Source organism: Hoeflea sp. EC-HK425 (assembly GCF_902498795.1).
GTDB lineage: Bacteria > Pseudomonadota > Alphaproteobacteria > Rhizobiales > Rhizobiaceae > Hoeflea > Hoeflea alexandrii.
In genome coordinates, this window is the sequence record NZ_LR701572.1 from 4,184,444 (window position 1) to 4,211,024 (window position 26,581).

At 62.6% G+C, this 26,581-nt stretch carries 21 protein-coding genes; 7 read left to right on the top strand and 14 right to left on the bottom strand.

Annotated elements, in window-relative coordinates; all coding sequences use genetic code 11:
* Positions 1-1,170: a tRNA epoxyqueuosine(34) reductase QueG gene (gene queG / locus SPHINGO391_RS22630; RefSeq protein ID WP_152010960.1), complete on the bottom strand. Its 1,170-nt coding sequence runs from the start codon at positions 1,168-1,170 to the stop codon at positions 1-3.
* Positions 1,171-1,225: 55 nt separating this feature from the next.
* Positions 1,226-1,918, bottom strand: a complete 693-nt coding sequence (locus SPHINGO391_RS22635; RefSeq protein ID WP_152010961.1) for a glutathione S-transferase family protein — start codon at positions 1,916-1,918, stop codon at positions 1,226-1,228.
* A gap of 187 nt (positions 1,919-2,105) precedes the next feature.
* Here SPHINGO391_RS22635 and SPHINGO391_RS22640 point away from each other — a divergent pair, with 187 nt between their 5' ends.
* Positions 2,106-2,909, top strand: coding sequence for an undecaprenyl-diphosphate phosphatase (locus SPHINGO391_RS22640; RefSeq protein WP_152010962.1), 804 nt, complete (start codon positions 2,106-2,108; stop codon positions 2,907-2,909).
* Between the two features lie 10 nt (positions 2,910-2,919).
* Here the strand turns inward: SPHINGO391_RS22640 and SPHINGO391_RS22645 are convergent, their stop codons facing one another.
* The 12 genes from SPHINGO391_RS22645 to SPHINGO391_RS22700 all read right to left on the bottom strand — a co-directional run bounded on the left by SPHINGO391_RS22645 (position 2,920) and on the right by SPHINGO391_RS22700 (position 16,522).
* Positions 2,920-3,072 carry a hypothetical protein gene (locus tag SPHINGO391_RS22645; RefSeq protein ID WP_193217386.1) on the bottom strand — a complete coding sequence of 51 codons (153 nt, stop codon included), beginning with the start codon at positions 3,070-3,072 and terminating at the stop codon, positions 2,920-2,922.
* Between the two features lie 249 nt (positions 3,073-3,321).
* A complete protein-coding gene (locus SPHINGO391_RS22650; protein ID WP_152010963.1) occupies positions 3,322-4,086 on the bottom strand; it encodes a sulfite exporter TauE/SafE family protein in 765 nt (254 codons plus the stop codon).
* A gap of 8 nt (positions 4,087-4,094) precedes the next feature.
* Entirely contained in the window at positions 4,095-5,075 is a 981-nt protein-coding gene (locus SPHINGO391_RS22655) for a complex I NDUFA9 subunit family protein (RefSeq protein WP_152010964.1), read from the bottom strand.
* Positions 5,076-5,318: 243 nt separating this feature from the next.
* Positions 5,319-5,612, bottom strand: a complete 294-nt coding sequence (locus SPHINGO391_RS22660) for a DUF1330 domain-containing protein (RefSeq protein WP_152010965.1) — start codon at positions 5,610-5,612, stop codon at positions 5,319-5,321.
* Between the two features lie 18 nt (positions 5,613-5,630).
* Complete coding sequence (pyrF, locus tag SPHINGO391_RS22665; protein ID WP_152010966.1) at positions 5,631-6,359, bottom strand: orotidine-5'-phosphate decarboxylase; 729 nt, start codon at positions 6,357-6,359, stop codon at positions 5,631-5,633.
* A 120-nt stretch (positions 6,360-6,479) separates the two neighbouring features.
* A complete protein-coding gene (locus tag SPHINGO391_RS22670) occupies positions 6,480-7,061 on the bottom strand; it encodes an NAD(P)H-dependent oxidoreductase (protein ID WP_152010967.1) in 582 nt (193 codons plus the stop codon).
* Positions 7,062-7,256: 195 nt separating this feature from the next.
* On the bottom strand, positions 7,257-7,862 hold the full coding sequence (gene pmtA, locus SPHINGO391_RS22675) for a phospholipid N-methyltransferase PmtA (RefSeq protein ID WP_193217387.1): 606 nt from the start codon (positions 7,860-7,862) through the stop codon (positions 7,257-7,259).
* A gap of 101 nt (positions 7,863-7,963) precedes the next feature.
* Positions 7,964-9,103 carry a molecular chaperone DnaJ gene (gene dnaJ / locus SPHINGO391_RS22680; RefSeq protein ID WP_152010969.1) on the bottom strand — a complete coding sequence of 380 codons (1,140 nt, stop codon included), beginning with the start codon at positions 9,101-9,103 and terminating at the stop codon, positions 7,964-7,966.
* A 182-nt stretch (positions 9,104-9,285) separates the two neighbouring features.
* Positions 9,286-10,383, bottom strand: coding sequence for an acyltransferase (locus SPHINGO391_RS22685; RefSeq protein WP_152010970.1), 1,098 nt, complete (start codon positions 10,381-10,383; stop codon positions 9,286-9,288).
* A gap of 155 nt (positions 10,384-10,538) precedes the next feature.
* Positions 10,539-12,452 (bottom strand): molecular chaperone DnaK, encoded by a 1,914-nt coding sequence (dnaK, locus tag SPHINGO391_RS22690; RefSeq protein WP_152010971.1) that lies wholly within the window; start codon positions 12,450-12,452, stop codon positions 10,539-10,541.
* A gap of 252 nt (positions 12,453-12,704) precedes the next feature.
* Positions 12,705-14,900 (bottom strand): transglycosylase domain-containing protein, encoded by a 2,196-nt coding sequence (locus tag SPHINGO391_RS22695; protein WP_152010972.1) that lies wholly within the window; start codon positions 14,898-14,900, stop codon positions 12,705-12,707.
* Between the two features lie 230 nt (positions 14,901-15,130).
* Positions 15,131-16,522, bottom strand: coding sequence for a M20/M25/M40 family metallo-hydrolase (locus tag SPHINGO391_RS22700; RefSeq protein ID WP_152010973.1), 1,392 nt, complete (start codon positions 16,520-16,522; stop codon positions 15,131-15,133).
* A gap of 471 nt (positions 16,523-16,993) precedes the next feature.
* Between SPHINGO391_RS22700 and polA the strand changes: the two genes are divergently transcribed.
* From polA to SPHINGO391_RS22730, 6 genes are all read left to right on the top strand, one after another.
* Complete coding sequence (gene polA, locus SPHINGO391_RS22705; RefSeq protein ID WP_152010974.1) at positions 16,994-19,939, top strand: DNA polymerase I; 2,946 nt, start codon at positions 16,994-16,996, stop codon at positions 19,937-19,939.
* 170 nt (positions 19,940-20,109) lie between these two features.
* A complete protein-coding gene (locus SPHINGO391_RS22710) occupies positions 20,110-21,141 on the top strand; it encodes an AraC family transcriptional regulator (protein WP_152010975.1) in 1,032 nt (343 codons plus the stop codon).
* Positions 21,142-21,233: 92 nt separating this feature from the next.
* Positions 21,234-21,977 carry an alpha/beta hydrolase gene (locus tag SPHINGO391_RS22715; RefSeq protein ID WP_152010976.1) on the top strand — a complete coding sequence of 248 codons (744 nt, stop codon included), beginning with the start codon at positions 21,234-21,236 and terminating at the stop codon, positions 21,975-21,977.
* A 3-nt stretch (positions 21,978-21,980) separates the two neighbouring features.
* The gene (locus SPHINGO391_RS22720; protein ID WP_152010977.1) at positions 21,981-23,429 is read left to right on the top strand and encodes an amidase; all 1,449 of its coding nucleotides are present in this window, start codon (positions 21,981-21,983) and stop codon (positions 23,427-23,429) included.
* A 189-nt stretch (positions 23,430-23,618) separates the two neighbouring features.
* A complete protein-coding gene (locus tag SPHINGO391_RS22725) occupies positions 23,619-24,851 on the top strand; it encodes an ABC transporter substrate-binding protein (protein ID WP_152010978.1) in 1,233 nt (410 codons plus the stop codon).
* A gap of 33 nt (positions 24,852-24,884) precedes the next feature.
* Positions 24,885-26,579 (top strand): ABC transporter permease, encoded by a 1,695-nt coding sequence (locus tag SPHINGO391_RS22730; RefSeq protein ID WP_152010979.1) that lies wholly within the window; start codon positions 24,885-24,887, stop codon positions 26,577-26,579.
* The last annotated feature ends 2 nt before the right edge of the window (positions 26,580-26,581 follow it).

Here is a 26,581-nt window from a genome sequence, read left to right on the forward strand (position 1 = left end):
TCACCCTTGTTCCAATTCATTGCCGGCGCCGAGCGCCAGTTGCCATTCTTGCCTGACGTCCGCATCGGGCTCCTGGCCGGCCTGAGCAGCAAGCTCATGCATCCGGCGGGGCGCTGTCAGTTGTGACAGGGCCCAGACGGCGCTGCCTCTGACCAGCGGCGAAGCATCGCTCAGCAAGGCTTCGCAGGGCGGCGCGAGATCCGGCTCGCCGCTGTTGCCCACGGCCACCAGCACATTGCGCAAAAACCTGTCGCGGCCAATCCGCTTGACCGGAGAGCCTGAGAAAAAGGTCCGGAATGCGGCATCATCCATTGCCAGAAAACCCGACAGCGGCGGAGAACGCAGATCCTCGCGGGCAATCAGCTTGGCCTCGCTGGCGGCCTGGGCATACTTGTTCCAGGGACAGGCCGCCAGGCAATCGTCACAGCCATAGACACGATTGCCGATGGCGGTGCGGAACTCGCGCGGGATCGGTCCCTTGTTCTCGATGGTCAAATAGGAAATGCAGCGCCGCGCATCGATCTGGTAGGGTGCGGGGAACGCATCCGTCGGGCAGGCATCAAGACAGGCGCGGCAGGAACCGCAGTGATCGACTTCTGCCGCATCGGCCGCGAGATCCACGGTGGTGAAAATCGATGCCAGGAAGATCCATGAGCCATGGCTGCGGCTCACCAGATTGGTGTGCTTGCCAATCCAGCCGAGCCCGGCAGCCTGGGCGAGCGGCTTTTCCATCACCGGCGCGGTGTCGACGAAGACCTTGACGTCACCGCCGGCGCGGGAGGCGAACTTGCCCGCCAGTTCCTTGAGCTTGCCCTTGATGATGTCATGGTAATCGCGATTGCGGGCGTAGACAGAGACCGTGGCATTCTGGGGGTGAGCAAGGTTTTCGAGCGGATCACGATCAGGACCGTAGTTCATCGCGAGCACGATGACCGAACGTGCCTCCGGCCAGAGGGTTTGCGGCTCGGCACGGCGGTCCAGGGTTTCCGCCAACCACTGCATGGAGCCATGGCGGCCAAGATCGACGAATTCGGCCAGGCGCTCGCGCGAGAACGGCGCGGATCGGGCCGGGGTCACGGCCAACGCGCAAAAACCCAGGCGTTCGGCTTCGGTATGGAGAAATGCCTTGAGCCGAGCGACCTGCTGCGCGGAGAGGGGCGCGGATTGCATGCCGGCCCCGCCGTCGCGCCGTTCGGAACCGATATGGCTTCCGCCCGCCATCAGCCTAGAAATCGAGGTCGGCGTAGTGAGCGACCGGTGGCAGGTTGCGGATCCGGTCAGCCAGCAATGGCCGGAAGGACGGGCGGGACTTGATGCGCTGGTACCATTCCTTGGCCTGCGGATATTCGTTCCAGTCAATTTCGCCCAGATAATCCATCACAGACAGGGAAGCGGCGGCGGCGAGGTCGGCATAGCTGAGCTTGTCGCCGGCGAGCCACGCCCGGGACCCGGCTAGCCAGGAGAGGTATTTCATGTGCTGGCGGATATTGGCGCGGCCGGTGCGCAGCAACTTGGGATCAGGCGCTCCGCCGCCCTTGCTTGTCGGCAGTTGCAGCTTGATGATTCGCTCTCTTACCAGCGGGCGCACCACATCCTGCTCGAACTTGATCAGGAACCATTCCATCAGCCGCCGGATTTCGGCGCGGCGGAACGGGTCTTCAGCCAGCAACCGGCGATCCCGCTTGAACACCCCGAAGGATTCGTCGATCCATTCGGCGATGACATGCGGCCCGCACAGGGCGTGCCCGTTATCGGTGACGCAGACCGGCAATGTTCCCGCCGGGTTGATCTTGAGAAAATCGGGGCGCTTCTCCCAGGGCAGTTCTTCCTCGAGTTCCGCGGCGAAATCGACTTCGCTGAAACAGACCCGAACAAACCGGGACGCTGCGGATATGGTGTGGTGATAAAGAACTGGCATCGTGAAGCTGAGCGTGTTTGCGTTGGCGCCGGCGCGCGGGACTGGTCAGATTCCGGAAAATAGAGCTATAGGGACTGGCCCCCGGCAAGACAAGCGAATCACTGATCAGTATCGGTGAACACTCGTCGCCAAAAAGGGCGATCCAATGACCCAGGCCTGAATCGGCGCGAAACAGGGACACTCCGGCATGAATGAAACGACAATTGTAGGTGCCCTGCTCGGACTCATCGAAGGCCTGACCGAGTTCGTTCCCGTCTCCTCAACCGCGCACCTGCTGCTGGCCGGGCATTTCCTCGGTTTTGAATCGCCCGGCAACAGTTTCGAGGTGCTGGTGCAACTGGGCGCCATCCTGGCAATCCTGTCGGTCTATTTCGCCCGGCTCTGGGCACTCGCCGTAGCCCTTCCGTCGAGCCCAAGGGCAAGACATTTTGTCGGCGCCATTCTGGTTGCCTTCCTGCCTGCGGCAGTGATCGGCGCCCTGGCTCACGGGTTCATCAAGTCCGTTCTGTTCGAATCGACGGCGCTGATCTGCTGGGTGCTGATCGTTGGCGGCATCATTCTGTTGATCATCGACCGGATGAAGCTGAGGCCGAAATACACCAATGTTATGGATTACCCGCTGTCGCTGGCCTTCAAGATCGGGCTTTGTCAGTGCCTGGCGATGATTCCGGGGACGTCGCGCTCGGGCGCAACCATTGCCGGCGCGCTGCTGATGGGAACCGACAAGCGCTCGGCGGCGGAATTCTCGTTCTTTCTCGCCATGCCGACCATGGCCGGAGCCTTCACACTCGATCTCTACAAGAACTACGACAAACTCGCCTATGATGACGTGGTCACCATCATCGTCGGGTTCGTCATGGCATTCATCGCCGGCGTGATCGTGGTGCGCAGCCTGCTCGATTTCGTTTCACGCCACGGCTTTGCCCCCTTCGCCTGGTGGCGAATCGCAGTGGGCAGTCTGGGGCTGGTCGGATTGTGGCTGCTCGGCTGAGCCCGAAAGGCTACTCGGCAAGAGCCTGAATGGCGCAGGGATCAACACCATAGGCGGGTGTGCAGCCCTTGGAGGAATGGGCGACGCTGCGCGGTGCAAAGGCGGATGCGGACAGGATCACCACAATAGCGAATGCAAACGCGGATACGACTGTTTTACCCATTAACTCATGTCCCGATCTATCTGATTGCTGAAGCTGAACCCCGCCAACCGGCAGAGTTCAGACTGCGCATGTGATGTCTTCCACCATCCTGTCCAATGCACCGGACGGGCGTCTCTCAACCCGGGTCTCGCCGTTTGCTGCGCATCCCTGGCACGTTGTGAGCCGGTGCCGTTTACGCCGCACGGCCCGCTGATTCAAGCCTGTTCGGCCAGCCTGCCAACAATAAACCGTCTCTTTCTTAAATCATTGCTAACCATGCGCCATTCCGGCAACACCGCGCCGGATCAGATCGAGCGCGAGCAAGGTCAGCAAGATCCTGAAGACCAGCCGAAAGCGGCTTTCGGGAGTCTTGCGCAGGATGTGGGACCCGACCCATGTTCCGGCCAGTCCGGTGAGGATCATTGCAGCGATCAGCGGCAACCACGGACCGAACGCAAAACCTGCAAGCGCGAATGCTGACGTCTTCACCAGGTGCTGCAGACTCATCACCGCCGCCGTGGTGGCCTGGAACCGCAACCGGTCGGGAAAGGTCTTGGACAGGACCACGGCGTTGAAGGGTCCGGTTGCGCCAAAAATCATGGTCAGGAATGTGGTGATGGCTCCGGTCACCGCAAAACCAGGCAGCCGGATCGCCGCCAGCCTGGGAAGCCGCATCCAGGTGATAACGAGTATGAAGCCGCCGAGCGCCGCCTTTAGCGCGGAGTCGGAGAGAGCCCCCACCACCGAACTGCCGGCCCATGCGCCGGGGACGGCGCCAATGAAAAAGGCTGCAAGGCAGGCCCAGGCAACATGGTCGCGCAGCATGGCGGCGCGGCCGACATTGGAGCCCAGTTGCACCACACCATGGACGGGGATGATGGCCGCGACGGGAACGAGGTATCCCATCAGCCCGAGCAGGACGACGCCGCCGCCGATGCCTGCGGAGACTGTCAGCGCCGAAGTGAAGAAGCTGGCGACGATGAGAACGACGGCTGCCCAGACATCAAGTCCCGGCGGCGCCAGAACCGATATCACGGACGCAATCAGGCTTCGTTTCCGGTGCCGCTGTACTGGCCATGCGCCCGATACCGGGTCAGGTAGGTCGGCAGGATCGCTTCCACTGTGGTCTGCGGAATGCCGATGCCGGCGAGAGTGCGGTTTTCCTTGATCGCGGCGTCCGAGACGACATTGTCGCTCTTGAGCAGGACCACCTGGTCATCGGTCAGTGGCGGATCGATGAAGGGGATGAAGGTGGCGACCTTGCCGATCAGGGAGGCAAGCCCCCAGGGCAGCGGTAGGAGGGCGCGCTTGCGCATCGTGATTTCGAGGATTTCCTCGAGTACTTCCTTGAAGCTCATGACCCTTGGGCCACCGAGCTCATAGACCTTGCCGCCTGCGACCGTGCCCTCGACGCTGCGGCCCACGGCTTCGGCGACATCGCCGACATAGACCGGCTGAAACCGGGTTTCACCACCACCAATTAGCGGCAGGGCCGGAGAAAACCTCGCCATTTCGGCAAACTTGTTGAAAAACCCGTCTTCGGGACCAAACACGATCGAGAGACGCAGGATGACGGCATCCGGCAGGATCTTGGTAATGGCCTCTTCAGCCATGCCCTTGGACCTGGCGTAGTCCGATTCCGAGTTGCTGTCGGCACCGATGGCCGAGATATGGGTCAGGCCGGCGCCAGCCGCCCGGGCCGCTTCCGCCACAGCGCGGGCGCCGAACTCCTGAACCGAACCGAAGGTGTTCCGGCCCGCTTCGAACAGGATACCGACGCAGTTGACGACATGGTCCGCACCAATGACAGCCCGGTCGACCGAATCCCGGTTTCGCAGATTGGCCTGAACGGCGACAATCTGGCCAACCCCGCCCAATGGCTGCAGGTGACCGGCAAGATCGGGGCGGCGGACCGCCACGCGGACACGGTAACCGCGCTTGGCGAGCGCACGCACAACATGGCGGCCAACGAAGCCGGACCCGCCAAAGACCGTGACGAGCTTGGGTTGATTGAGCGATGTCATCTATGCACTCCCTGACAGGATCATTGGGTCCGGTTGGTTTCTCGCAAAGCAACCGGGTTCGGCCGCAGTCCAACCAAGCTCATAGTCAAAAACCCGCGCAAGGTGAAGTGCTGCTCCGCCGCATGCGGGGATTAATCGCATCTCTGCGGTCCTGCGGGACCACCTGCCCCATAAGACCCGGAAGGCTTGACAATGCCGCCTTGACTGACACGCGGCAGCGTCCCACAGTCTGCGCTCAGGCTCTCAGGCGTCATGTCCCCTGATCACCAGCAGCTCTCCGTCAGAGAATTTCTGACGTATCGCCCTGGCCTTCTGGTAGGTTTCGGAGTTGTAGCAGGCCAGGGCGGCCTCATAGCTGGGAAATTCTATGACGACATTGCGCGCGCGGGCCGCACCTTCAACCGGATCGAATTCGCCGCCGCGCACCAGGAATGTCGCCCCGTATTCCTTGTAGGCCGGTGTCGCCGTCTCGACATAGGCCTTGTACGCTTCCGGATCGTGCACATCGATGCGGCCGATCCAATATCCCTTTGCCATGATTGCTGCCCTTCTGGTCTAGTTGGCTGCCATTTCGGCAGTGATGGCGCGTGCCGCCGACGCCGGATCGGATGCCGCCGAGATCGGTCGACCGACGACAAGATGGGTCGCGCCGGCGGCAAGCGCCTGCGCCGGTGACATGACCCGCTTCTGGTCGCCGTGGTCGGCGCCCGCAGGACGGATACCCGGCGTGACGATTGCCATTTCCGAGCCAACGATGGAGCGGACGGTGCCTGCCTCCGCGGCCGAACAGACAATCCCGCCCATGCCTGCGTCACGGGCCTGGGCGGCGCGGCGCTGCACCAGTTCCTCGGCGGACAAGGCGTAGCCGGCATCGGCGACATCGGCCGTGTCCATCGAGGTCAGGACCGTGACCCCGAGAAGACACAGGTCGCTGCCGCGTGCCGCGTCAACAGCCGCGCGCATCGCCTTCGGGTAGGCATGAATGGTCAGCATGTCGACACCCATCCGGACGACGTTCTCGACGCCCTTGGCAATGGTGTTGTCGATGTCGAGCAGTTTCATGTCGAGGAAAACCTTGCGGCCCGAGGCCTTCAGTTCACGCGCCAGCGGCAGCCCGCCGGCAAAGGCGAGCTGGTATCCGATCTTGTAGAACATGGCATCATCGCCGATCCGTTCGACCAGGGCTTCAGCCTCGGCGACGGTCGGCACATCCAATGCCACAATCAGACGCGGATCAACTTTCTGAAAGGCTGGTACACCCAGTTCAAGCGCTGCATCAGGCATTTCGCATTCCCTCCGTGTTTGCCGGTCCTCGCATGAAGATACCGGCTTCGCAAGAGTAACGCGATCCGTGTCGGCCAAAAGTTGCCGCAACTGCCAGTGCGCAAAGCCTGATCTGCTGTCCTAGCTTGCGGTCATCATTGCACAGTGCCGGATCAGGGATTTGCAGGTGTTGACCAGCATCCCGTTGGTTCGCTCGTCCTTGAGGCGTCCGTCTGCCTCGAAGGCATCGGCGGCGCCGCTGACCGCGCATTGCTCGGTGATGATCTGGGTTCCGACATTCGCCATCACCGAACGGACATGGTAGAGGCCGCGGATTCCGCCAAGCTTGCCGTTTGATGCCGACCCAAGTGCCACATAGCGCCCGGCCCATGGCTTGAGAGGCCGGTCACCGTCCCTGGAGATCAGGCTCAACCAATCGATCATGTTCTTGAGCAGCGGCGGGATCGATGAATTGTATTCCGGGCAACAGAGAAAGACGCCGTCCTGCGCTGCGATCAGGCGCCCGAGTTTCATCGCATTCTCGGGGATACCGGTTTCGTTCTTCAGGTCTTCGTCGACAAGTGGCAGCGGGTAATCGACCAGCGAGATCCTGGTCACGTCGGCGCCCTGTTGCGCCAGTTCGACCGAGGCGGCCGCCGCTAGCTGCACATTGAACGAACCCGCGCGGTTTGAACCGGGAAGAACGAGAATTCTGGGGGACATGAAGTGCTCCACTGCCTGCCGGTCCCGGCAAGGGACCTGTTTTCCTGTCTGGCCTCCATATAAGGCAGGTGGACAAGGAAGAAAGCTTATCAGCGCCAATTCCCGCCCATATCCGGTATCAGGCCATGCTGCGCGAACCGCCTTGTGTGATTTTCATGCCCACCAGCAGGAATCGCTTCGGGTTTGAAAACCGTTTCAGGCCATTTCCGGGCGACGGCGATAGATCCAAAGACGCGCGGGCGGCACGTTGCGCAAGACAAAATCATGATGGATCACCTGGAAACTCGTGCCGCGCGCAAGCACCGGCGAGAGAGCGCCATAGGAGAATTGAACCACGGGTCTTCCCGGCGGCAGCCGGTCAAGCAGATCCTCGATCAACGCCACCCGGCAAGACATCGGAAAATTAAGCAGGGGGATGCCTGAAATCACGCTGTCGAAAAGGCTGTCGTTCAGATCGCCGAGCGTTGCATCGAGATCAAAGGCATCGCCAAGGATAAAACGGACTTCCGGGAAATCCAGTCGCAGCCGGGCATGGAAATCAGGCGAGTACTCGATCGAGACAAGGTCCGACGGCGCGACGCCACGCGCCAGGATGGCGCGTGTGATGACCCCGGTTCCGGGGCCGAGTTCGAGCACCGGCAATTCCGATGCGGGATTGATCACCGACGCCATCGATCGGGCCGTGACCGCGGAGGTCGGCATGATGGCGCCAACCGCCTTTGGACCGTCCATCCAACCTTTGAAAAAGCGGATCTCGTCATCGAACCGGCGGGCAAGACGTTCGGGAAACCTCATGTTCACTGCCTGCACCCTCCAGCGGCGCCCTGTCCAGCGGGCAGCTTACACACCACCAGATGAACAGCAAACATGGTTTCTGTTGGGCGGCCGGAATGGCCGTCGGATCAATCCGACATGGTGTCGAAAAAGCCCTTCATCCTGGAGAAGAAGCCGGTCGATTCCGGGCTGGTCTCCTTGGAGGACAATTCCTGGAACTCCGCCAGCAGTTCGCGCTGTCGCTTGGAGAGATTCTGCGGCGTTTCGATGGTGATCCGGACATAGAGATCACCAAACTGCGTCGAGCGCAGAACCGGCATGCCCTTGCCGCGCAAGCGAAGCTCCTTGCCCGGCTGGGTGCCTTCGGGCACCGTGACCCGGGAGCGCGCGCCATCCATGGTGGTGATCTCGAACTTGCCGCCCAGGGCAGCCGTGGTCATCGAGATCGGCACGGAACAGAAGAGATCGGCGCCTTCGCGCTGAAACACGGAATGCGGGCGTACAGACAGGAAAATGTAGAGATCGCCGGAAGGCCCGCCGCGCATGCCGGCCTCGCCTTCACCGGACAGTCTGATGCGGGTGCCGTCCTCGATGCCTTCAGGAATGTTGACCGAGAGCGAACGTTCCTCGGTGACCCGGCCCTGACCGGCACATTTGGTGCAGGGGTCAGTGATGGTCTGACCGCGGCCGTGGCAGGTCGGGCAGGTGCGTTCGACCGAGAAGAAACCCTGCGAGGCGCGAACCCGTCCGGCGCCGCCGCAGGTGGCGCAGGTGGTCGGCTGGGTGCCGGGCTTGGCGCCCGATCCGGAGCAGAGGTCACAGGTAATCGAGGTCGGCACCCGGATCTGCGCGGTCTTGCCGGTATAGGCCTCCTCGAGCGTGATTTCCATGTTGTAGCGCAGGTCGGCGCCGCGCTCGCGTCCGCCCGAGGACCGGCGGCCGCCCCGGCCGCCCATCATTTCGCCGAAGATGTCCTCGAAGATATCCGAGAAACCACCGCCGCCGCCGCCAAAACCGCCGCCCATTCCGCCAGGTCCGCCCTGCTCGAAGGCAGCATGGCCGAACCGGTCGTAGGCCGCACGCTTCTGCGGATCCTTGAGGAACTCGTAGGCCTCGTTGATTTCCTTGAACTTGCGTTCGGCCTCGGCGTCGCCAGGGTTCTTGTCGGGATGGTATTTCATGGCAAGCTTGCGGAAAGCGCTCTTGAGTTCCTTCTCGTCGGCACCCCGCGCCACACCAAGCGTTTCATAGAAGTCTGGCTTGGCCATTGTATCCATTATCTCTTTTCCGGGGCGTTCATCAATTGCACCATGAGGCAACCGGAACGCAGAAGACACTTGCTAATCGAAGCCGCAGACATGCGGAGACAACTCATTCCGGACCCGATGTAGTCACTGGCTGAAAAAAATTCCAGCCCCGACACTCAATGGATGCGAGATATTGGCAGGTTTCAGGCGGTTTTCCGGTCCAGAAAGCGCTCTGATACTGCTTTTGTCAGTGCGGCTTCCATCCATTTGCCAGCCGGGCGCTCGAAGTAGCGGGCAGAGTAGACGGCTGTCACGATCGTCGCCAAGGCTGGAAACGGCATGAATAGCCAGAACAGGACAGGGTCGTCGACGGCGACAATCCGGTTCCAGAACAGCGAGTAGGCAAAGAGTTCGATCACCGGGTGCCACATGTAGACCCCGAACGACACCGCCGTCACCGGTGCCAGAGGATCGAGCCAGGCCGTGCTTTCTGCGTCGGTCTTGTCCGCAAGCGCCGCCAGCGTGATCGCCACGCCGAACAGGGCGAGGATGAGGTAGATGTTCGCACCGGCGAACATGGTACAGAACACCGCGCCGAGAACCGCCCATGCGAACAGTTGGCAATAGCGGGGAGTGGCCAGCCTGGCGGCAACAGCACACAACAGGGCGCCAAAAACGAAGTCTGCGGCGATCCGGTAGGCGGCCCAGAGCTTGGTGTTGAACCAGAACTCATAGGGGTCCGTCGCACCACGGTCGGAAAACTCAAGAATGGCGACGATCAGGACAAGCAGAAGCGCCAAGCCCATGAGGCGGCGGAGCGAGAAGGCAAACAGCACGATCGGGAACAGCAGATAGGCAAACCACTCGCCCGAGACCGACCAGGACGCATAGTTGAACGTCAGTTCCGAATTCACCCCCCAAGCCTGCAGAAGCAGCAGGTTGGATGGCAAGGCCATCAGGTTGTACCGGGTATCCGCGCTCGCCGAGGACAACAGTCCGGCGTGAACGGCGATGGCGAAGAGTACAAAAACCGAGAGTGTCGCGAAGTGCAGCGGATACAGCCGCGCAAGGCGCTTGATGAGGAAGCGGACATAGTTGCTGCCAGTGTTCTTCATGTCGCCGTAGTGCTGGAAAATCAGGAACCCCGACATGATGAAGAACATGTCGAGAAGAGGCAGCATGTGCTCGAACCAGGTGGTGACCGGACCGGGATCGGGTGCGTGGTGGGCAAAGTGGTAGGCCATCACAAGCAGTGCGGCCAACAAACGCCACGCGCCAAACAACCGATAGTTCTGTCTCATGATTACCCCGGCGATCCAATTCTGATCGAGAAGGGACAGATAGAATAGCAACACGTTTCAAAGCAAGTTAACGCATCAGGCTTTCCTTTATTAACATTAATGCAAAAAGGGCGCCCTTTCGGACGCCCTAAAGCTGGTTTTCCTGAAGTGCAGGATCAGGCTGACTTTTTCTCGTCGGTGTCGTCGTCCTTGACTTCCTCGAAGTCCGCATCGACGATCTTTTCCTCGCCTTCGGCTTCGCCGGCACCTTCTTCGGCCTGGCTCTGCTCGTACATGGCCTGACCGAGTTTCATGGATACTTCCATGAGGGTCTGGCTCTTGGCCTGGATGTCGTCAGCGTCGGGCTCCTCGGCTTCCACCGCGGCCTTCAGCGCTGCAATCGCATCGGCGATGGCGGTGCGATCCTCTTCGGAGACCTTGTCGCCGTAATCCTTGAGCGACTGTTCCGAAGAATGGATCAGGCTCTCGCCCTGGTTCTTGGCCTCGACGACGCCGCGGCGCTTCTTGTCGGCCTCGGCATTGGCTTCGGCTTCCTTGATCATCGCGTCGATGTCGGAATCGGACAGGCCGCCAGATGCCTGGATGCGGATCTGGTGTTCCTTGCCGGTGCCCTTGTCCTTGGCCGAGACGTTGACGATGCCGTTGGCGTCGATGTCGAAGGTCACTTCGATCTGCGGTACGCCGCGCGGCGCCGGCGGAATGCCGACGAGATCGAACTGGCCGAGGATCTTGTTGTCGGCAGCCATTTCACGCTCGCCCTGGAAGACCCGGATCGTCACCGCGTTCTGATTGTCTTCGGCGGTGGAGAAGACCTGGCTCTTCTTGGTCGGGATCGTGGTGTTGCGGTCGATCAGGCGGGTGAACACGCCACCCAGCGTCTCGATGCCGAGCGACAGCGGGGTCACGTCAAGCAGAAGAACGTCCTTGACGTCGCCCTGAAGAACGCCGGCCTGGATGGCCGCACCCATGGCGACCACTTCATCCGGGTTGACGCCCTTGTGGGGGTCCTTGCCGAAGAACTGCTTCACCACTTCCTGAATCTTGGGCATGCGGGTCATGCCGCCGACCAGAACCACTTCGTCGATATCAGCGGCCTGCAGGCCTGCATCCTTGAGGGCTGCCTTGCACGGCGCGATGGTGCGCTGGACGAAATCATCGACAAGACTCTCGAACTTGGAGCGGCTGAGCTTCAAGGTCAGGTGCTTCGGGCCCGATGCATCGGCAGTGATGAAGGGCAGGTTGATTTCGGTCTGGGACGCGGAAGAGAGCTCGATCTTGGCCTTCTCTGCGGCTTCCTTGAGCCGCTGCAAGGCCAGCTTGTCCTTCCGCAGGTCGATGCCCTGGTCCTTCTTGAACTCGTCGGCAAGATAGCCGACCAGACGCATGTCGAAGTCCTCACCACCGAGGAAGGTGTCGCCGTTGGTCGACTTCACCTCGAAGACGCCGTCGCCGATCTCGAGGATCGAGACGTCGAACGTACCACCGCCAAGGTCATAAACGGCAATGGTCTTGCCTTCGGTCTTGTCGAGGCCATAGGCGAGTGCAGCGGCGGTCGGCTCGTTGATGATGCGGAGCACTTCGAGGCCCGCGATTTTGCCGGCGTCCTTGGTTGCCTGGCGCTGGGCGTCATTGAAGTAGGCCGGAACCGTGATGACGGCTTTCTCGACCTTTTCACCGAGATAGGATTCGGCGGTTTCCTTCATCTTCTGAAGCACCATGGCCGAGATCTGGGACGGCGAGTAGCTTTCGCCATTTGCCTCTACCCAGGCATCGCCATTGTCGCCGCGCACGATCTTGAAGGGGACCAGTTCCTGGTCCTTGGCAACAGCCTTGTCCTCGAAGCGGCGGCCAATCAGTCGCTTGACCGCGAAAAGCGTGTTTTCCGGGTTGGTCACTGCCTGCCGCTTCGCGGGCTGGCCGACCAGACGTTCACCATCGTCGCTGAAGGCCACCATCGAAGGGGTGGTGCGGGCGCCTTCCGCGTTTTCGATCACGCGGGCGTCCTTGCCGTCCATGACTGCGACGCAGGAATTGGTGGTTCCGAGGTCGATACCGATTACTTTAGCCATATTGAATTCTCCTTGAAGCGAGCTGCCGGGACCCGGTCAGGCGTTCCATTCGACAGCCCCTAACGGGACATTACTAGAAAACAGGATGCTCTCGTCATCCGTTTCCGCCGCCAGAGCCAAGACCGCAGGAGCGGCGCTCGCCGGAAGCGTTGAGGCGTATATAAGAATGTCACTTCCAGACTGCAAGCGTCATGGGAAATGCAGATTGCAGGATTTTGTCTGATTATCGCGGGTTTAGGGCGCCAAATACCGTCAATTGCCCATCAGGATATCGAGCAGGGTGGTTCGCCTGCCTGCACCGGACTGTGCCGGATCGGCGCCGATGTCGGCTGGCGGGGTCATGCTCATGCCGTCAGTGGCGCCGGTGGCGTCGCGCGAGACCGGCACTGGTGCCAGATCACGCATCAGGCCCGCGACCGGATCGCCGACCTGCACTCCATCGCCCTCGATCACAACGGGCGGAAGAGCCCCGCCAAGTGGCAGCCTGGCCGGCGGCACGCCATGATGGGCCGCCTGCATGAATTGCTTCCACGTCTCGGCCGGAAGACCGCCGCCGGTGACATTCTTCATCGGCTTGCCGTCGTCATTGCCAAACCAGACGCCGGTGACGAGATTGGCGGTGTAGCCGACGAACAGCGCATCGCGATAGGACTGGGTGGTCCCGGTCTTGCCTGCGGCGGGCCAGCCGTCCAGGCGCGCCTTGCGGCCGGTTCCCTCCTCGACGACGCGCACCAGCATCTGGTTCATCATCGCGGCAACGGCGGGATCGATGACCCGGGGCGGATTGTCGTAAGCGTTCTCGTAGAGCACCTTGCCATCATGGGTGGACACCCGCCGAATGACATGCGGCGTTGCCTTGTAACCGCCGTTCATGAACGGGGCATAGGCGCCGGTGAGTTCGAGCAGCGAGACTTCCGAAGTGCCGAGCGCAATCGAGGCATTGGCCTTGAGCGGAGCCTCGATACCCAGGCGGCGGGCGGTCTTGACCACCGTCTTCGGACCAACCTCCATCACCAGCTGGGCGGCGACGGTGTTGAGCGAGTGGGTCAGCGCATCGGACAGGGTGACGTTGCCGCGGTACTTGCTGTCATAGTTCTCGGGAGTCCATTTGCCGATTTTCACAGGCGCGTCATTGCGCACCGACAGCGGCGTCCGGCCCTGTTCGAGCGCTGCGGCATAGACGATGGGCTTGAATGCGGATCCGGGCTGGCGAAGCGCATCGGTCGCCCGGTCAAACTGGCTCGTGGCATATTCGCGGCCGCCGATCAGCGCCCTGACCGCGCCGGTGCCGTCGATGGAGACGAGCGCGCCCTGACTGACCCTGGACTTGGCACCATTGTCCCCGATCGCCTCCCGCAGCGCCTTTTCAGCTTCGCGCTGCAGCTGGAAATCGATCGTGGTTTCGACCACCAGGTCATCGGTGATCTTGCCGACCAGGTCAGGCAGGCGCTGCATGACCAGATCGGCAACATAGTTTTCGGAACCGGTCCAGTAGCTCTTGGCGCGTACCTGCGGGCTGGTCAGCGCGGTGGCGATTTCGCTGTCGGAGACCACTCCCTGCTCGCGCATGGCGGCCAGCACAACTTGCGAACGGGCCTCCGCCGCCTTCGGATCACGCGCCGGCGAGAGCCGTGAGGGAGCCTTGAGCAGACCGGCCAGAAGGGCTGCCTCGGCCAGCGACACGTCCCGGGCGGGTTTGCGGAAATAGCGCCGCGACGCCGCCTCGACGCCATAGGCGCCGGAGCCGAAAAACACCCGGTTGAGGTACATTTCGAGGATCTGGTCCTTGGTGAAGCGGTGCTCAAGCCACAGCGACAGCAGGACCTCCTGGACCTTGCGCTCAATCGTGCGCTCCGGAGACAGGAACAGGTTCTTTGCCAATTGCTGGGTGAGCGTCGAACCGCCCTGAACCATGCGTCCGGCAGTTACGTTGGCCATCATGGCGCGGGCCAGACCGATCGGGTCGACACCAAAATGAGAGTAGAAGCGACGGTCCTCGATGGCGATGACGGCTTCTGGAATGTAAGGCGACATTTCGCCCAGCAGCAGGGCTTCGCCGCCGGTGGCGCCGCGATTGGCCATGGTCTCGCCGTTGACCGAAACGATCTTGACGTTTGGCGGCCGGTCCGGAATCGACCAGGTCGCAGCACTCGGCATGCGCGCGCCATAAAAGGCGACAATACCGGCGATGGCGATGCCGCCCCAGATCCCCAACACGCAGCACCAGTAGGCGATGGAGCGCACGGCGCCGGTGATGCGGCCCCGGGACGTCCGCGCTTTCGGCTTGCGGGCCTTTGACTGCGACTTCTTGCGGCGTTTGGCGGAGGCAGCCTTGCTGGTGGTTTTACCGGCCACGCGCTCATCGGCCATGGTGCGCGCGTTCCCGTTCGATCGCGATCCCTCGAACGAGGGTTCAATGCGGCTTCGGGGGGTCTTCTTGCGCGCCATGAAGGGTCCGGATGCTGTCTTGTCCCGGCGGGCCGCGCAAACAGAGAAAACGCGGCAGTAATCCGGGGTGTGGTTTCACAGCAATTCCGGCAAGGAACCAAGTCTGTCCCATTCCGAAACTGCCCGGCGATGTGAAAACACCCTAATTGCGACGATTTAAGGGGTGGTTAAGGAAACCACCCCTTCGGGACATGCGGCAATCCGATTTGCGAGGGTATCGAATGCGGCGATCAGCGCACCGAGAGCGCATCGAGAATGCGGACCCAGGACCGGATGCCCTTGGCGAAGGAGGTCAGGTCATACTTCTCGTTGGGCGAATGGATGCGGTCATCGGTCAAGCCGTAGCCGCAGAGCACCGACTGCAGACCGAGAATGTTCTGGAAATCGCCGACGATGGGGATCGAGCCGCCCATGCCGATCATCACCGCGGGTTTGGGCCATTCGTCGGTCAGGGCATGGCGCGTCTTGGTGACAACGGCTGAATCAAACGGCAGCTGGATGGCAGGCGAACCACCATGCGGGGAGAAGCTTGCGGTGCAATCGGCGGGCAGACGCGCCTCGACATGGGCGCGGAAGGAGGCGCGGACCTGATCGGGGTCCTGCTTCCCAACAAGCCTGAAGGAGACCTTGGCCGACGCTTTCGCCGCGATCACGGTCTTGAAGCCTTCGCCGGTGTAACCGCCCCACATGCCGTTGACTTCTGCCGTGGGCCGCGCCCAGGTCTGTTCCAGAACCGAACGGCCCTGTTCACCCGAAGGCACCGAGAGACCTATTTCGCCGAGAAAGTCTTCGGCTGTCCTGCCAAGGCTGTCCCAGCTGGCAAGAACCTGCGCCGGGGTTTCTTCGACGCCGTCATAAAAGCCCTCGAGCGTCACCCGTCCGGTCTCATCGTGCAGATCGGCGAGGATCTTCGACAGAATATGCAGCGGGTTGGCAGCCGCGCCGCCGAACAGGCCGGAATGCAGATCGCGGTCGGCGGCATGGATTGTCACCTCCTCGCCGACCAGGCCGCGCAGAGCAACCGCAATCGCCGGCGTTTCTGGGTCCCACATGCCGGTGTCGCAGACCAGGGCGCACTCGGCCTTGAGTTCGTCGGCATTGGCTTTGAGGAACGGCTTGAGCGAAGGCGAGCCGGATTCTTCCTCACCCTCGAACAGGATGGTGATGCGGCATGGCAGGGTGCCGGACGCCGCCTTCCAGGCCCGGCAGGCTTCGACGAAGGTCATCAACTGGCCCTTGTCGTCGGAGGCGCCACGGCCAGTAATCGCCTTGCGGCCAGGGGCGATTTCCTTGATCGCCGGCTCGAATGGCGGATCGGTCCACAGATCGAGCGGGTCGACCGGCTGCACGTCGTAGTGACCGTAAAACAGATAATGCGGTGCATCCGGGGTGGCGCCATCGTGATGCGCGACGACCATGGGATGACCGGTGGTGTCGCGCAGGCTGGCGTCGAAGCCGAGGGCCGTGAGTTCGTCGACCAGCCATTGCCCGGCACGGCGGCATTCCGGCGCATAGGCCGGATCCGTCGAGATTGACTGGATGCGCAACAGACCGAACAGGCGCTCGAGACTGTCATCGAAATTGGCGTCGGCTGCGGAAAGGGCGGCGGTCAGGTCGGTCATGGAATGCTCCGGAGGGAATCAGAAGCGCAGAGACTAACGCCGGGACCGGGCAAAAGAAAAGCCGCCATGGCCGGAGGGGAAGGCCATGGCGGCGTATTGTTAGGACAAGGGCCAATAAGGGGGGCGGGGCGGCCCTTGTCCATTGTCTGGAAGCGGCGGGGGACGAGCCGTGATTTCCAGACATCGGCTTATTCGTTCGCCGGTGATTGACATTTGGTCGGGGGAATGTGGCTTTTCAAGGACACGAACATTACGGTTTTGTAACGTATGCGTGATCGCGCCCGAATCACCCAGACAGCCGCGGCGCCGAGGAAACCCTGCTGAACGGCGGGCCGGGGTCCGTCAGGGCAACAGGCCATGCCCATCCTTTAAAGCAGTTTTCCGAGGCGGGCCAGCCGCCGATCGAAATTTAGCGGCACGGCGTGGCAAACTGCATGGACCTTGTGCCAGCCCCGCGCTAATCCTTGCGGCATGAAAAAAGGTGATCATCTCTTCCTCGTCGACGGCTCCGGCTACATATTCCGCGCCTATCACGCATTGCCGCCACTGACGCGCAAATCCGACGGCCTGCCGGTCGGCGCCGTGTCGGGCTTCTGCAACATGCTGTGGAAGCTGTTGTCGGAGGCGCGCGACACGTCCGTCGGGGTGACGCCGACCCATTTCGCGGTGATATTCGACTATTCCTCGAAAACCTTCCGCAACGAGCTCTATCCCGAATACAAGGCGAACCGCTCGGCGCCACCGGAAGACCTTGTGCCACAGTTCGCCGTTATCCGCGAAGCGACACGGGCTTTCGATTTGCCCTGCATCGAGATGGAGGGCTTCGAGGCCGACGACCTGATCGCCACCTATGCGCGGCTGGCGCGCGAAGCCGGCGCGGATGTCACGGTGATATCGTCGGACAAGGACCTTATGCAGCTCGTCGGTCCGCAGGTGTCGATGTATGACAGCATGAAAGACCGGCAGATCGGCGTGCCGGAGGTCATCGAGAAATGGGGCGTACCGCCCGAAAAGATGATCGACCTGCAGGCGCTGACCGGTGATTCGGTCGACAACGTGCCGGGTATCCCCGGGATCGGACCGAAAACCGCAGCCCAGCTGATCGAGGAATTCGGCGACCTCGACACGCTGCTCGAGCGTGCCGGCGAGATCAAGCAGAACAAGCGGCGCGAAAACATCATCGAATTTGCCGACAAGGCGCGGATCTCGCGCGAGCTGGTTCGCCTGAAGGACGATGTCGAAGTCACCGAAAAACTCGACGAGCTGGTGCTCAACCCGCTCGATGGACCCAAGCTTGTCGCCTTCCTCAAGGGCATGGAGTTTACCTCGCTGACGCGCCGGGTGGCCGAAGCCACCGAAACCGATGCCAGCGCGGTCGATGCGGCGGAGGTGGCCGTTGATGCAGCAGCCGAGATGCGCGGTCCCGATCTCGACCCCGGGAAGGCCGGGAAGGCCGGGGCTTCCGGGACAAGCGGCAAAGGCGATGATACACCGCAGGGACTGGCCAAGCGGCGCGCGGAAGCTACAGCCTCTGCAAAGATAGACACATCGGCCTACGAAACGCTGCGCGATATTGACCAGCTCAAGGCCTGGTGCGCGATGGCACGCGAACGCGGCCTCGTTGCCTTCGACACCGAAACCACCTCGCTCGATGCGATGCAGGCGGAGCTGGTGGGTTTCTCGCTGGCGCTGCCGGAAACCGCGCCCGATACCGGTGATCTGATGGTCCGGGCCTGCTATGCGCCGCTCATGCACTCCAACGGCGCTGGCGACCTGCTCGGCGGCGGCGGAGCGCAAGCCGGCCAGATGCCAATGCAGGAGGCCTTGAGCGAACTCAAGGCGCTGCTCGAGGACCCGGCGGTTCTCAAGATCGGGCAGAACCTGAAATACGACATGCTGGTGATGGCGCAGCACGGCATCTCGATCGAAAGTTTCGACGACACGATGCTGTTGTCCTATGTGCTCGAGGCCGGCGCCGGCGGGCATGGCATGGACTCGCTGTCGGAGCGCTGGCTTGGCCACACCACCATTGGCTACAAGGACGTGACCGGTTCGGGCAAGAACGCGATTCCCTTTGCCGAGGTGCAGATCGACAAGGCGACCGCCTACGCCGCGGAAGACGCCGAGGTGACGCTCAGGCTGTGGCACGTCCTCAAGCCGCGGCTGGTGGCAGACGGGGTTGCATCGGTCTACGAGCGGCTGGAGCGGCCGCTGGCGCCGGTGCTGATGCGCATGGAAAAGCATGGAATCCGGGTCGACAGGCAGATCCTGTCACGGCTGTCGGGCGAACTGGCACAAGGCGCGGCAGCGCTGGAGGCGGAAATCCAGGAACTGGCCGGCGAGAACTTCAATGTCGGCTCGCCCAGGCAGCTCGGCGAGATCCTGTTTGACAAGATGAGCCTGCCGGGCGGTACGAAAACCAAGACCGGGCAATGGTCAACCACCGCCCAGGCGCTCGAGGATCTGGCCGCCGCCGGGCATGAGCTACCGCGCAAGATCGTCGACTGGCGGCAGCTGACCAAGCTCAAATCGACCTACACCGACGCCCTGCCCGGGTTCATCAACCCCGAGACCAAGCGGGTGCACACGTCGTTTGCAATGGCGGCAACCACCACCGGGCGGCTCTCCTCGTCGGATCCGAACATCCAGAACATTCCGGTGCGCACGGCTGCGGGCCGCAAGATCCGCACCGCCTTTATTGCCGAGCCGGGCAATGTGCTGATCTCGGCGGACTACAGCCAAATCGAACTTCGGGTTCTGGCCCATGTCGCCCATATTCCGCAGCTGACGCAAGCCTTTGCCGATGGCGTCGACATTCACGCCATGACCGCATCGGAGATGTTCGGGGTTCCGATAGAGGGCATGCCTTCCGACGTGCGCCGACGCGCCAAGGCGATCAATTTCGGCATCATCTACGGCATCTCCGCCTTCGGTCTTGCCAATCAGCTCGGTATCGAGCGCTCCGAGGCGGGCGAGTACATCCGCAAATATTTCGAGCGTTTCCCGGGCATCAAGGATTACATGGAGGCCACCAAGGCGGAAGCCAAGGAAAACGGCTACGTGACGACGATCTTCGGCCGCCGGGCGCATTATCCGGAAATCCGTTCTTCCAACCCGCAGGTCCGCGCCTTCAACGAGCGCGCCGCGATCAATGCGCCGATCCAGGGATCCGCCGCCGACATTATCCGCCGCGCCATGGTGCGGATGGAACCGGCGCTCGAGAAGGCCGGCAAGAAGGCCCGCATGCTGTTGCAGGTGCATGACGAACTGATTTTCGAGACTGCCGAGGCCGACGCCGGATCGATCATTCCGGTGATTGTCGAAGTGATGGAAAACGCCGCCATGCCGGCGGTCGATATGGCGGTACCGCTGAAGGTCGACGCCCGCGCGGCCCTGAACTGGGACGAGGCGCACTGAGGGCGATCCGAACCGTCGTGCAGACCTCCCACGGAATCACTGGCCCAAGCGCGCGCCTGATGCTGTGATCGGTGCATTTTACCCCGCTCGACAGGTGGCAGTGGAAATAACCCGCCATTCGGCTTAGCCTGCCACCCCAATCGCAACGGTTGAACGGCGGGTGAGGTCAAATGAGGTGCATTGACAGCGTACAGGGCAGCAGCGCTCCGGCTGACGCGATCAGCCTTTCCGCCAATGGCCTTGGCCTGAGGAGCGGGCTGCTTCGCGGTTCAAGCGAGGACGGCGATACAGATGCGGCGATCCGCCTGTCGTTCGACCAGCCAGCGGGGCGGGGCGAGATCGGCTTTTACGAGTTCGATCCGGATTTCAACATCATCGTCAGCGACTGCTTCTGGCGCCAGGACGGCTTCGTGAAATATGCCGGAGAAGGATGGATCCGGTTCAATTTCTGTCTCGATGCCAAGGCCGCTTTCGATTTCGAGGAACTTGGCCGGTTCGAGCTGCGCGGCCAGGAGCTCAGGGTGTTCCACCAGCCCGAAGGAATGGATTGCGGGCATCATATTTTTGGCAATGGCAGGTCCGTATGCGTGACGATCTCGGTCAGGCGCGCCTATCTCGGCAAGCTTCTTGGGACCCGGGACAACCGGTTCCTCGAAAGCGCGGAACAGACCGGCGGGGACGGCTTCTTCTTTCAGCGCTACGAGATGGATCCGGCGTCGCTGCGCGCGGTGGCCGACATGCTGACGATGAAACACCGCGGAACCCTGCGGCTCATCTACGCCAAGGCCAAATCGGAGGAACTGCTTGTCAATGCGCTGTCATTTGCCGGCCGTGGGGAGAGGGCAAGCCCGCGCATCCGGCTGGGAGAGCGGGACCGGACCCGCATCCTGCAGGTGCGCGAAATGCTCGACGAGACTTTCGCCAAGCCACCGCCGGTCTCCGAACTGGCCCGGCGTTTCGGCATCAACCGCAACAAGCTGTCCTACGGATTTCGCGCGGTGCACGACCGCTCGATGAGCGAATACATCGCCGACCGCCGGCTTGAGACCGCGTGGCAACTGCTCGACGAAACCGACCGTCCGGTGGCCCATATCGCCGAGGAAGTGGGTTTCAGCCACCTGCAGAGCTTCTCGTCGGCGTTCAAGAAACGCTACGGGCTTTCGCCGAGCATGCTGCGCCGGAGCGCTTCGGACGAAAAATGACAGCCGCCTAAACGGCCGTGATACCGGCCTAAGACAGGCGGCCGCGGCGCTGGCAGGTTCTTTCCAACGACAAACCGTCAAGGGGAAGAACAATGGCGAGCGACAACGACAAGATCACATTCGTGCTGGTGCATGGATCCTGGCATGACGGCAGTTCCTGGCGCTTTGTGGAGCAGCACCTGCATGCGGCGGGGCACGCGACCCTCGCCCCGACGCTTCCCGGGCGGGGAGACAGCGCATCCGTCGCCATCACCTTCCAGGACTGCGTTGACTGTGTGGTCGATGCCGTGAAGGCCGCCGGCCTGAGCGACATCGTTCTGGTCGGGCACAGTGCCGGCGGCTCGGTCGTGCGCAAGGCAGCCGAGATGCTGGCGGACCGGATCAGGCGTCTTGTCTACATCTCGCCGCTGCTGGCCGGCAATGGCAAGCCGGTGCTTGCCGCGGTTCCGCCGGATTACGGTGCATTGTTCAAGCAGATGGCGGAAGCATCACCGGACAATACGGTGTTTCCGCCATGGCCGGTGTGGCGCGACGGCTTCATCGGCGATGCCGACGAGGCAACGGCCAAAGCGGCGTTTGACGAATTGTGCCCGGAACCGTTCGGGCCGATCGTCGAGCCGATCGATCTGACCAGCTTCGAAACTCTGCAGATTCCGACGAGCTACATCAACCCGACCGAGGACGTGGTGTTTCCGATCGGCGAATGGGGTTTCTTTCCGCGCATGTACCACAAGGTTGCGCCCTGCCGGCTGGTCCAGATCCCGGGCAGCCACGAGGTGATGTATTCCAACCCCGAGGCGCTGGCCGGGGCGCTGGTGGTTGCGGGCAGGGACTGAGCGATGATTTCAGAGGCGGATTACACCAGCCGCGACGCCACTGCGCTCGCCGACTTCGTCCGCAAGGGCGAGGTCTCGCCTGAGGAGCTGCTCGATACGGCAATCGCCCGGATCGAGCGCCTCAATCCGCACCTCAACGCGGTGGTGGAGACGCTCTACGATGCGGCGCGGCGCGATATCGCGGATGGCCTGCCGGACGGACCCTTTGCCGGCGTGCCGTTCCTGGTCAAGGATCTGCACACGCTGGTCAAGGGCAGCCGTCTCAGCCATGGATGCCGGTTTTTTGCCGGCCATGTCAGTTCGCATGACAGCTCGATCGTGGCAAAAGCGCGGGCGGCCGGTCTCGTCATTGCCGGGCGGACCAATTCCCCCGAGTTCGGTCTCAACTCCACCACTGAATCCCGGTTTCTGGGACCCGCGCGAAACCCCTGGAACCCGGAGCACTCCACCGGCGGATCGAGCGGCGGCAGTGCGGCCGCGGTGGCCTCGGGAATGGTGCCGCTGTCGCACGCGACCGACAGCGGCGGCTCGATCCGGATCCCCGCATCCTGCTGCGGCCTGATCGGGCTGAAACCGACCCGCGGCCGGGTGCTGGCTGGGCTGGATATCGGCGAAGGCTGGCATGACACGTTCAACGCCTTCGCCATCACCCGCAGCGTGCGCGATACGGCAAGATTGCTCGATTGCCTGAAGAACGGCGGCGAACCCGCGCCCTATTATCCGCCCTATCACGACATGTCGTTTTCAGAGATCCCCGACGCCCCGGCGAGGCCATTGCGGATCGGCATCCTTGAGACACCACCGAACGGCGTCGCGGTTGATCCGGAAGTGTGCAACGCGCTCGACGGTACCCGCAAGCTGCTGGAACAGCTCGGCCATGTTACCGAGACGGCGAGCCTGAGCTATGAGACCGGTCCGGCCGCTGAAGCGTTCCTCAATGTCATCTGCTCTTCGGTTGCTTCCACTGTGGGCTACCACGAAAAGCACACGGGAACCGTGGCGCGGCGCGAGGATTTCGAAGCGTCGGTCTGGAGCGCATTGCAAATCGGGCGGCAGATCCCGGGTGGCGAACTCAATGCGGCCATTGCCTGCATCCACCTGACCGGCGCGGAGATATTGAGACAGCTTGGCTCTTTTGATGCGGTGCTGTCTCCGACGGTCGCCAAACCGCCGCTGCCGCTCGGGCAGCTTGATGCCGGCGAGGCAGACATCAAGACGTTCCTGTCCAAGGTCTTCGCTTTCGCGCCGTTCACGTCGTTTTACAATATCAGTGGTCAACCGGCGATCAGCCTGCCGGTTGCCTGGTCGCCCGAAGGGCTGCCCATCGGTATGCAGTTTTCGGCCAGACCCGGCCGGGAAGACGTGCTGATCCGGCTGGCCGCGCAGCTGGAAGCGGCGCTCGACTGGAGCAAGCCCCAGACCGCGCTGATGGCCAGGCTCACCGAGCGATAGGCCTCCCCGGTGTCCCCGCTGCGCAGCGGGGGTTGAACTCTCGGCATCGCGGCAGGAATGAATGGCTCGGACCCGGCAACCTCTACACGTGCGAATCACCAAATTGTGACGCTCGGTCGCACAGGCTTTGTTGACGCCATCATGGGCCTGTGGTGTGTGGAGTGACTTTTGCCGACGAGGAGAACTGCCATGTTGAAATCCCTGACCGTGATTGCGGGCGCGCTGAGCGCCGCACTTGCCCTGTCGCCGGCGGCCAGGGCTGCCGATCCGGATCCGCGCAACTGGGACGCGGTGCTTGCGGAAGCCAAGGGCCAGACGGTGTATTTCAACGCATGGGGCGGTTCGGAGAACATCAACAGCTACATCGACTGGGCCGGCACGACGCTGAAGGAGCGCTTCGGCGTCGAAGTGGTTCACGTGAAACTCGATGACACCGCCAACGCTGTTGCCAAGGTGCTGGCCGAGAAGGCCGCAGGCAAGAACGAGGGCGGATCGGTGGATCTCATCTGGATCAATGGCGAGAACTTTGCCTCGATGAAGCGGCAGGACCTGCTGATGGCGCCGGACTGGACCACGGGCCTGCCGAACTGGACCTATGTCGACCATGAGAACAAGCCGACGATCCTGACCGATTTCACCATTCCGACCGATGGGCTGGAAAGCCCCTGGGGCGGTGCCAAGATGGTTTTCTTCCATGACAGCGCCCGCACGCCGGCAGACAGCGTACCGCACTCGTCAGTCGAATTGCTGGCATGGGCCGAGCGCAATCCCGGTCGCTTTTCCTACCCGCAGCCACCGGATTTCATTGGCTCGTCGTTCCTCAAGCAGGTGCTGATCGAAACCATAGCCGACAGATCCAAGCTGGGTCAGCCGGTGGTTGACGCGACATTCAACGACGACGTGGCGCCGCTGTTTGCCTATCTCGACAAGTTGCACCCGAACCTGTGGCGCAGCGGCAAGGCCTATCCGCAGAATTATCCCGACATGAAGCAGAAGCTTGCCGACGGCGAACTCGACATCATCTTCGCTTTCAATCCGTCGGAAGCCTCGGCGGGAATCGCTGCGGGCGAGCTGCCTGATACCGTGCGTTCCTTCACCTATACCGACGGAACGCTCGGCAATACCCACTTCGTGGCAATCCCCTACAATGCGGCGGCAAAGGCCGGTGCGCTGGTGCTGGCCAATTTCCTGATTTCGCCTGAAGCCCAGGCCCGCAAGCAGGATCCGTCCGTCTGGGGCGATCCGACCGTGCTGTCGATGGAAAAGCTGTCGGCTGATGATCGCGCCGCGTTCGATGCGCTGGACCTCGGCATCGCCACGCTGAAGCCCGATGAACTCGGCCCGGCGCTGGATGAACCGCATCCGGACTGGATGGAGCGCATCGAGGGCGAGTGGCTGAAGCGCTACGGCGCGGCCAACTGACAGCCATGATTGCGCGGAACGGGGACGACTGACATGGCTGGCGGCGTGCGCCTGGCGCGACTGGCGCCGCCGCTGACACTGGCGATCCTGCTCGGCCCGCTGGCCTTCGGGCTGGCGGGAACCGCGCTTCCGGCGCTGGGCTACCTGCCCGAACTTGGCGGTGAGCGCTTCACCACCGCACATTTTTCGGCTCTTGGCGAAGTGCCGGGCATCATGCGTTCGGCGGCTCTGTCAATTTTGATCGGACTGGTGACCACGCTGGTGTCGCTCGGCGCGGTGGCGGCGTTTGTCGCCAGCGATCTCGGCACGGCCGGGTTTGCCCGGATGCGGCGGATGATATCGCCGCTTCTTTCGGTGCCGCATGCGGCGGCGGCGTTTGGGCTCGCGTTCCTGATTGCGCCTTCGGGCATGCTGATGCGGCTGGTTTCGCCCTGGCTCACAGGGCTTGACCGGCCACCCGACCTGCTGATCGTCAACGATCCGATGGCGCTGTCGATGATGGCGGGCCTGATCGTCAAGGAAATCCCGTTCCTGTTCCTGGTAACGCTCGCCGCCCTGCCGCAGACCCGGCATGTCGAGACCATGCGGCTCGGGCGTTCGCTGGGCTATGGCCGCATCGCCAGCTTTACCATCCTGTTGTGGCCGCCGCTCTACCGGCAGATCCGTCTGGCGGTGTTCGCCGTCGTCGCCTATGCCAGTTCGGTGGTCGACGTGGCGCTGATCCTCGGACCGCACCTGCCGCCGACGCTGCCCGTGCGCCTGATCGACTGGATGAACGATCCGGAGCTGGAGACGCGGTTCCTGGCCTCCGCCGGCGCGGTTTTGCAGCTCGGCGTGACGCTGACCGCGCTGGTCGCCTGGATCGGGCTTGAGCGCATCGGCGCGCTGCTGGTCTGCAGCAGCCGCCAGGCAGGTCGCCGCTGGCGGCGGGACATCGTGCTGCGCGCGGCGGCACGGGGCGTGATGGTCGCATCAGCCGCCATCGTCTTTGGCGGGATTGCGGTTCTGGCCTTGTGGTCGGTTTCCGGCCTCTGGCAGTTTCCCGATGCGCTGCCGGCCAGTTTCAGCCTTCGATCATGGATGCAGGCCCTGCCGCGGATGAGCGGACCGCTCGGCACGACCCTGGCCGTGGCCGGGCTTTCGACGCTGATTGCGCTCACGCTCACCATCCTGTGCCTCGAACGCGAATACGAGACCGGCCGGGGCCGGGGCGGCGGCGCGCTGCTGCTGATCTACCTGCCGCTGATCGTGCCGCAGATCTCGTTCATGTTCGGCCTGCAGGTGCTGTCGATCTGGCTCGGCGTTGACGCCAGTTTTTCCGCGCTGGTGCTGGCGCATCTGGTGTTTGTGCTTCCTTACGTGTTCCTGTCGCTGAGCGATCCCTGGCGCGCGCATGACCGGCGCCATGACCTTATCGCAGCAGGCCTCGGCATGAGCCGGACGCGGACGCTGATTGCGATCCGGTTGCCGATGCTGACGCGGGCCATCCTGACGGCTGCGGCGGTCGGATTCTCGGTTTCCGTCGGGCAATATCTGCCGACCGTGCTGATCGGTGCGGGACGGCTGACCACGGTTACCACGGAAGCGGTGGCGCTGGCAGCCGGGGGCAACCGCCGGGTGATCGGCGTCTATGCCTTCATGCAGACACTGTTGCCGTTTCTGGCTTTCAGCATTGCAACGGGTTTGCCGGGCCTGCTATTCCGCAACCGGCGAGGCTTGCGGGTGTGACA

Excerpts from the sequence above, each read along its gene's own strand:
- queG (WP_152010960.1), bottom strand. The coding sequence starts at position 1,170 with ATGCAATCCGCGCCCCTCTCCGCGCAGCAGGTCGCTCGGCTCAAGGCA.
- SPHINGO391_RS22635 (WP_152010961.1), bottom strand. The coding sequence starts at position 1,918 with ATGCCAGTTCTTTATCACCACACCATATCCGCAGCGTCCCGGTTTGTT.
- SPHINGO391_RS22640 (WP_152010962.1), top strand. The coding sequence starts at position 2,106 with ATGAATGAAACGACAATTGTAGGTGCCCTGCTCGGACTCATCGAAGGC.
- SPHINGO391_RS22645 (WP_193217386.1), bottom strand. The coding sequence starts at position 3,072 with ATGGGTAAAACAGTCGTATCCGCGTTTGCATTCGCTATTGTGGTGATC.
- SPHINGO391_RS22655 (WP_152010964.1), bottom strand. The coding sequence starts at position 5,075 with ATGACATCGCTCAATCAACCCAAGCTCGTCACGGTCTTTGGCGGGTCC.
- SPHINGO391_RS22660 (WP_152010965.1), bottom strand. The coding sequence starts at position 5,612 with ATGGCAAAGGGATATTGGATCGGCCGCATCGATGTGCACGATCCGGAA.
- pyrF (WP_152010966.1), bottom strand. The coding sequence starts at position 6,359 with ATGCCTGATGCAGCGCTTGAACTGGGTGTACCAGCCTTTCAGAAAGTT.
- SPHINGO391_RS22670 (WP_152010967.1), bottom strand. The coding sequence starts at position 7,061 with ATGTCCCCCAGAATTCTCGTTCTTCCCGGTTCAAACCGCGCGGGTTCG.
- dnaJ (WP_152010969.1), bottom strand. The coding sequence starts at position 9,103 with ATGGCCAAGCCAGACTTCTATGAAACGCTTGGTGTGGCGCGGGGTGCC.
- SPHINGO391_RS22685 (WP_152010970.1), bottom strand. The coding sequence starts at position 10,383 with ATGAGACAGAACTATCGGTTGTTTGGCGCGTGGCGTTTGTTGGCCGCA.
- dnaK (WP_152010971.1), bottom strand. The coding sequence starts at position 12,452 with ATGGCTAAAGTAATCGGTATCGACCTCGGAACCACCAATTCCTGCGTC.
- SPHINGO391_RS22695 (WP_152010972.1), bottom strand. The coding sequence starts at position 14,900 with ATGGCGCGCAAGAAGACCCCCCGAAGCCGCATTGAACCCTCGTTCGAG.
- SPHINGO391_RS22700 (WP_152010973.1), bottom strand. The coding sequence starts at position 16,522 with ATGACCGACCTGACCGCCGCCCTTTCCGCAGCCGACGCCAATTTCGAT.
- polA (WP_152010974.1), top strand. The coding sequence starts at position 16,994 with ATGAAAAAAGGTGATCATCTCTTCCTCGTCGACGGCTCCGGCTACATA.
- SPHINGO391_RS22710 (WP_152010975.1), top strand. The coding sequence starts at position 20,110 with ATGAGGTGCATTGACAGCGTACAGGGCAGCAGCGCTCCGGCTGACGCG.
- SPHINGO391_RS22715 (WP_152010976.1), top strand. The coding sequence starts at position 21,234 with ATGGCGAGCGACAACGACAAGATCACATTCGTGCTGGTGCATGGATCC.
- SPHINGO391_RS22720 (WP_152010977.1), top strand. The coding sequence starts at position 21,981 with ATGATTTCAGAGGCGGATTACACCAGCCGCGACGCCACTGCGCTCGCC.
- SPHINGO391_RS22725 (WP_152010978.1), top strand. The coding sequence starts at position 23,619 with ATGTTGAAATCCCTGACCGTGATTGCGGGCGCGCTGAGCGCCGCACTT.
- SPHINGO391_RS22730 (WP_152010979.1), top strand. The coding sequence starts at position 24,885 with ATGGCTGGCGGCGTGCGCCTGGCGCGACTGGCGCCGCCGCTGACACTG.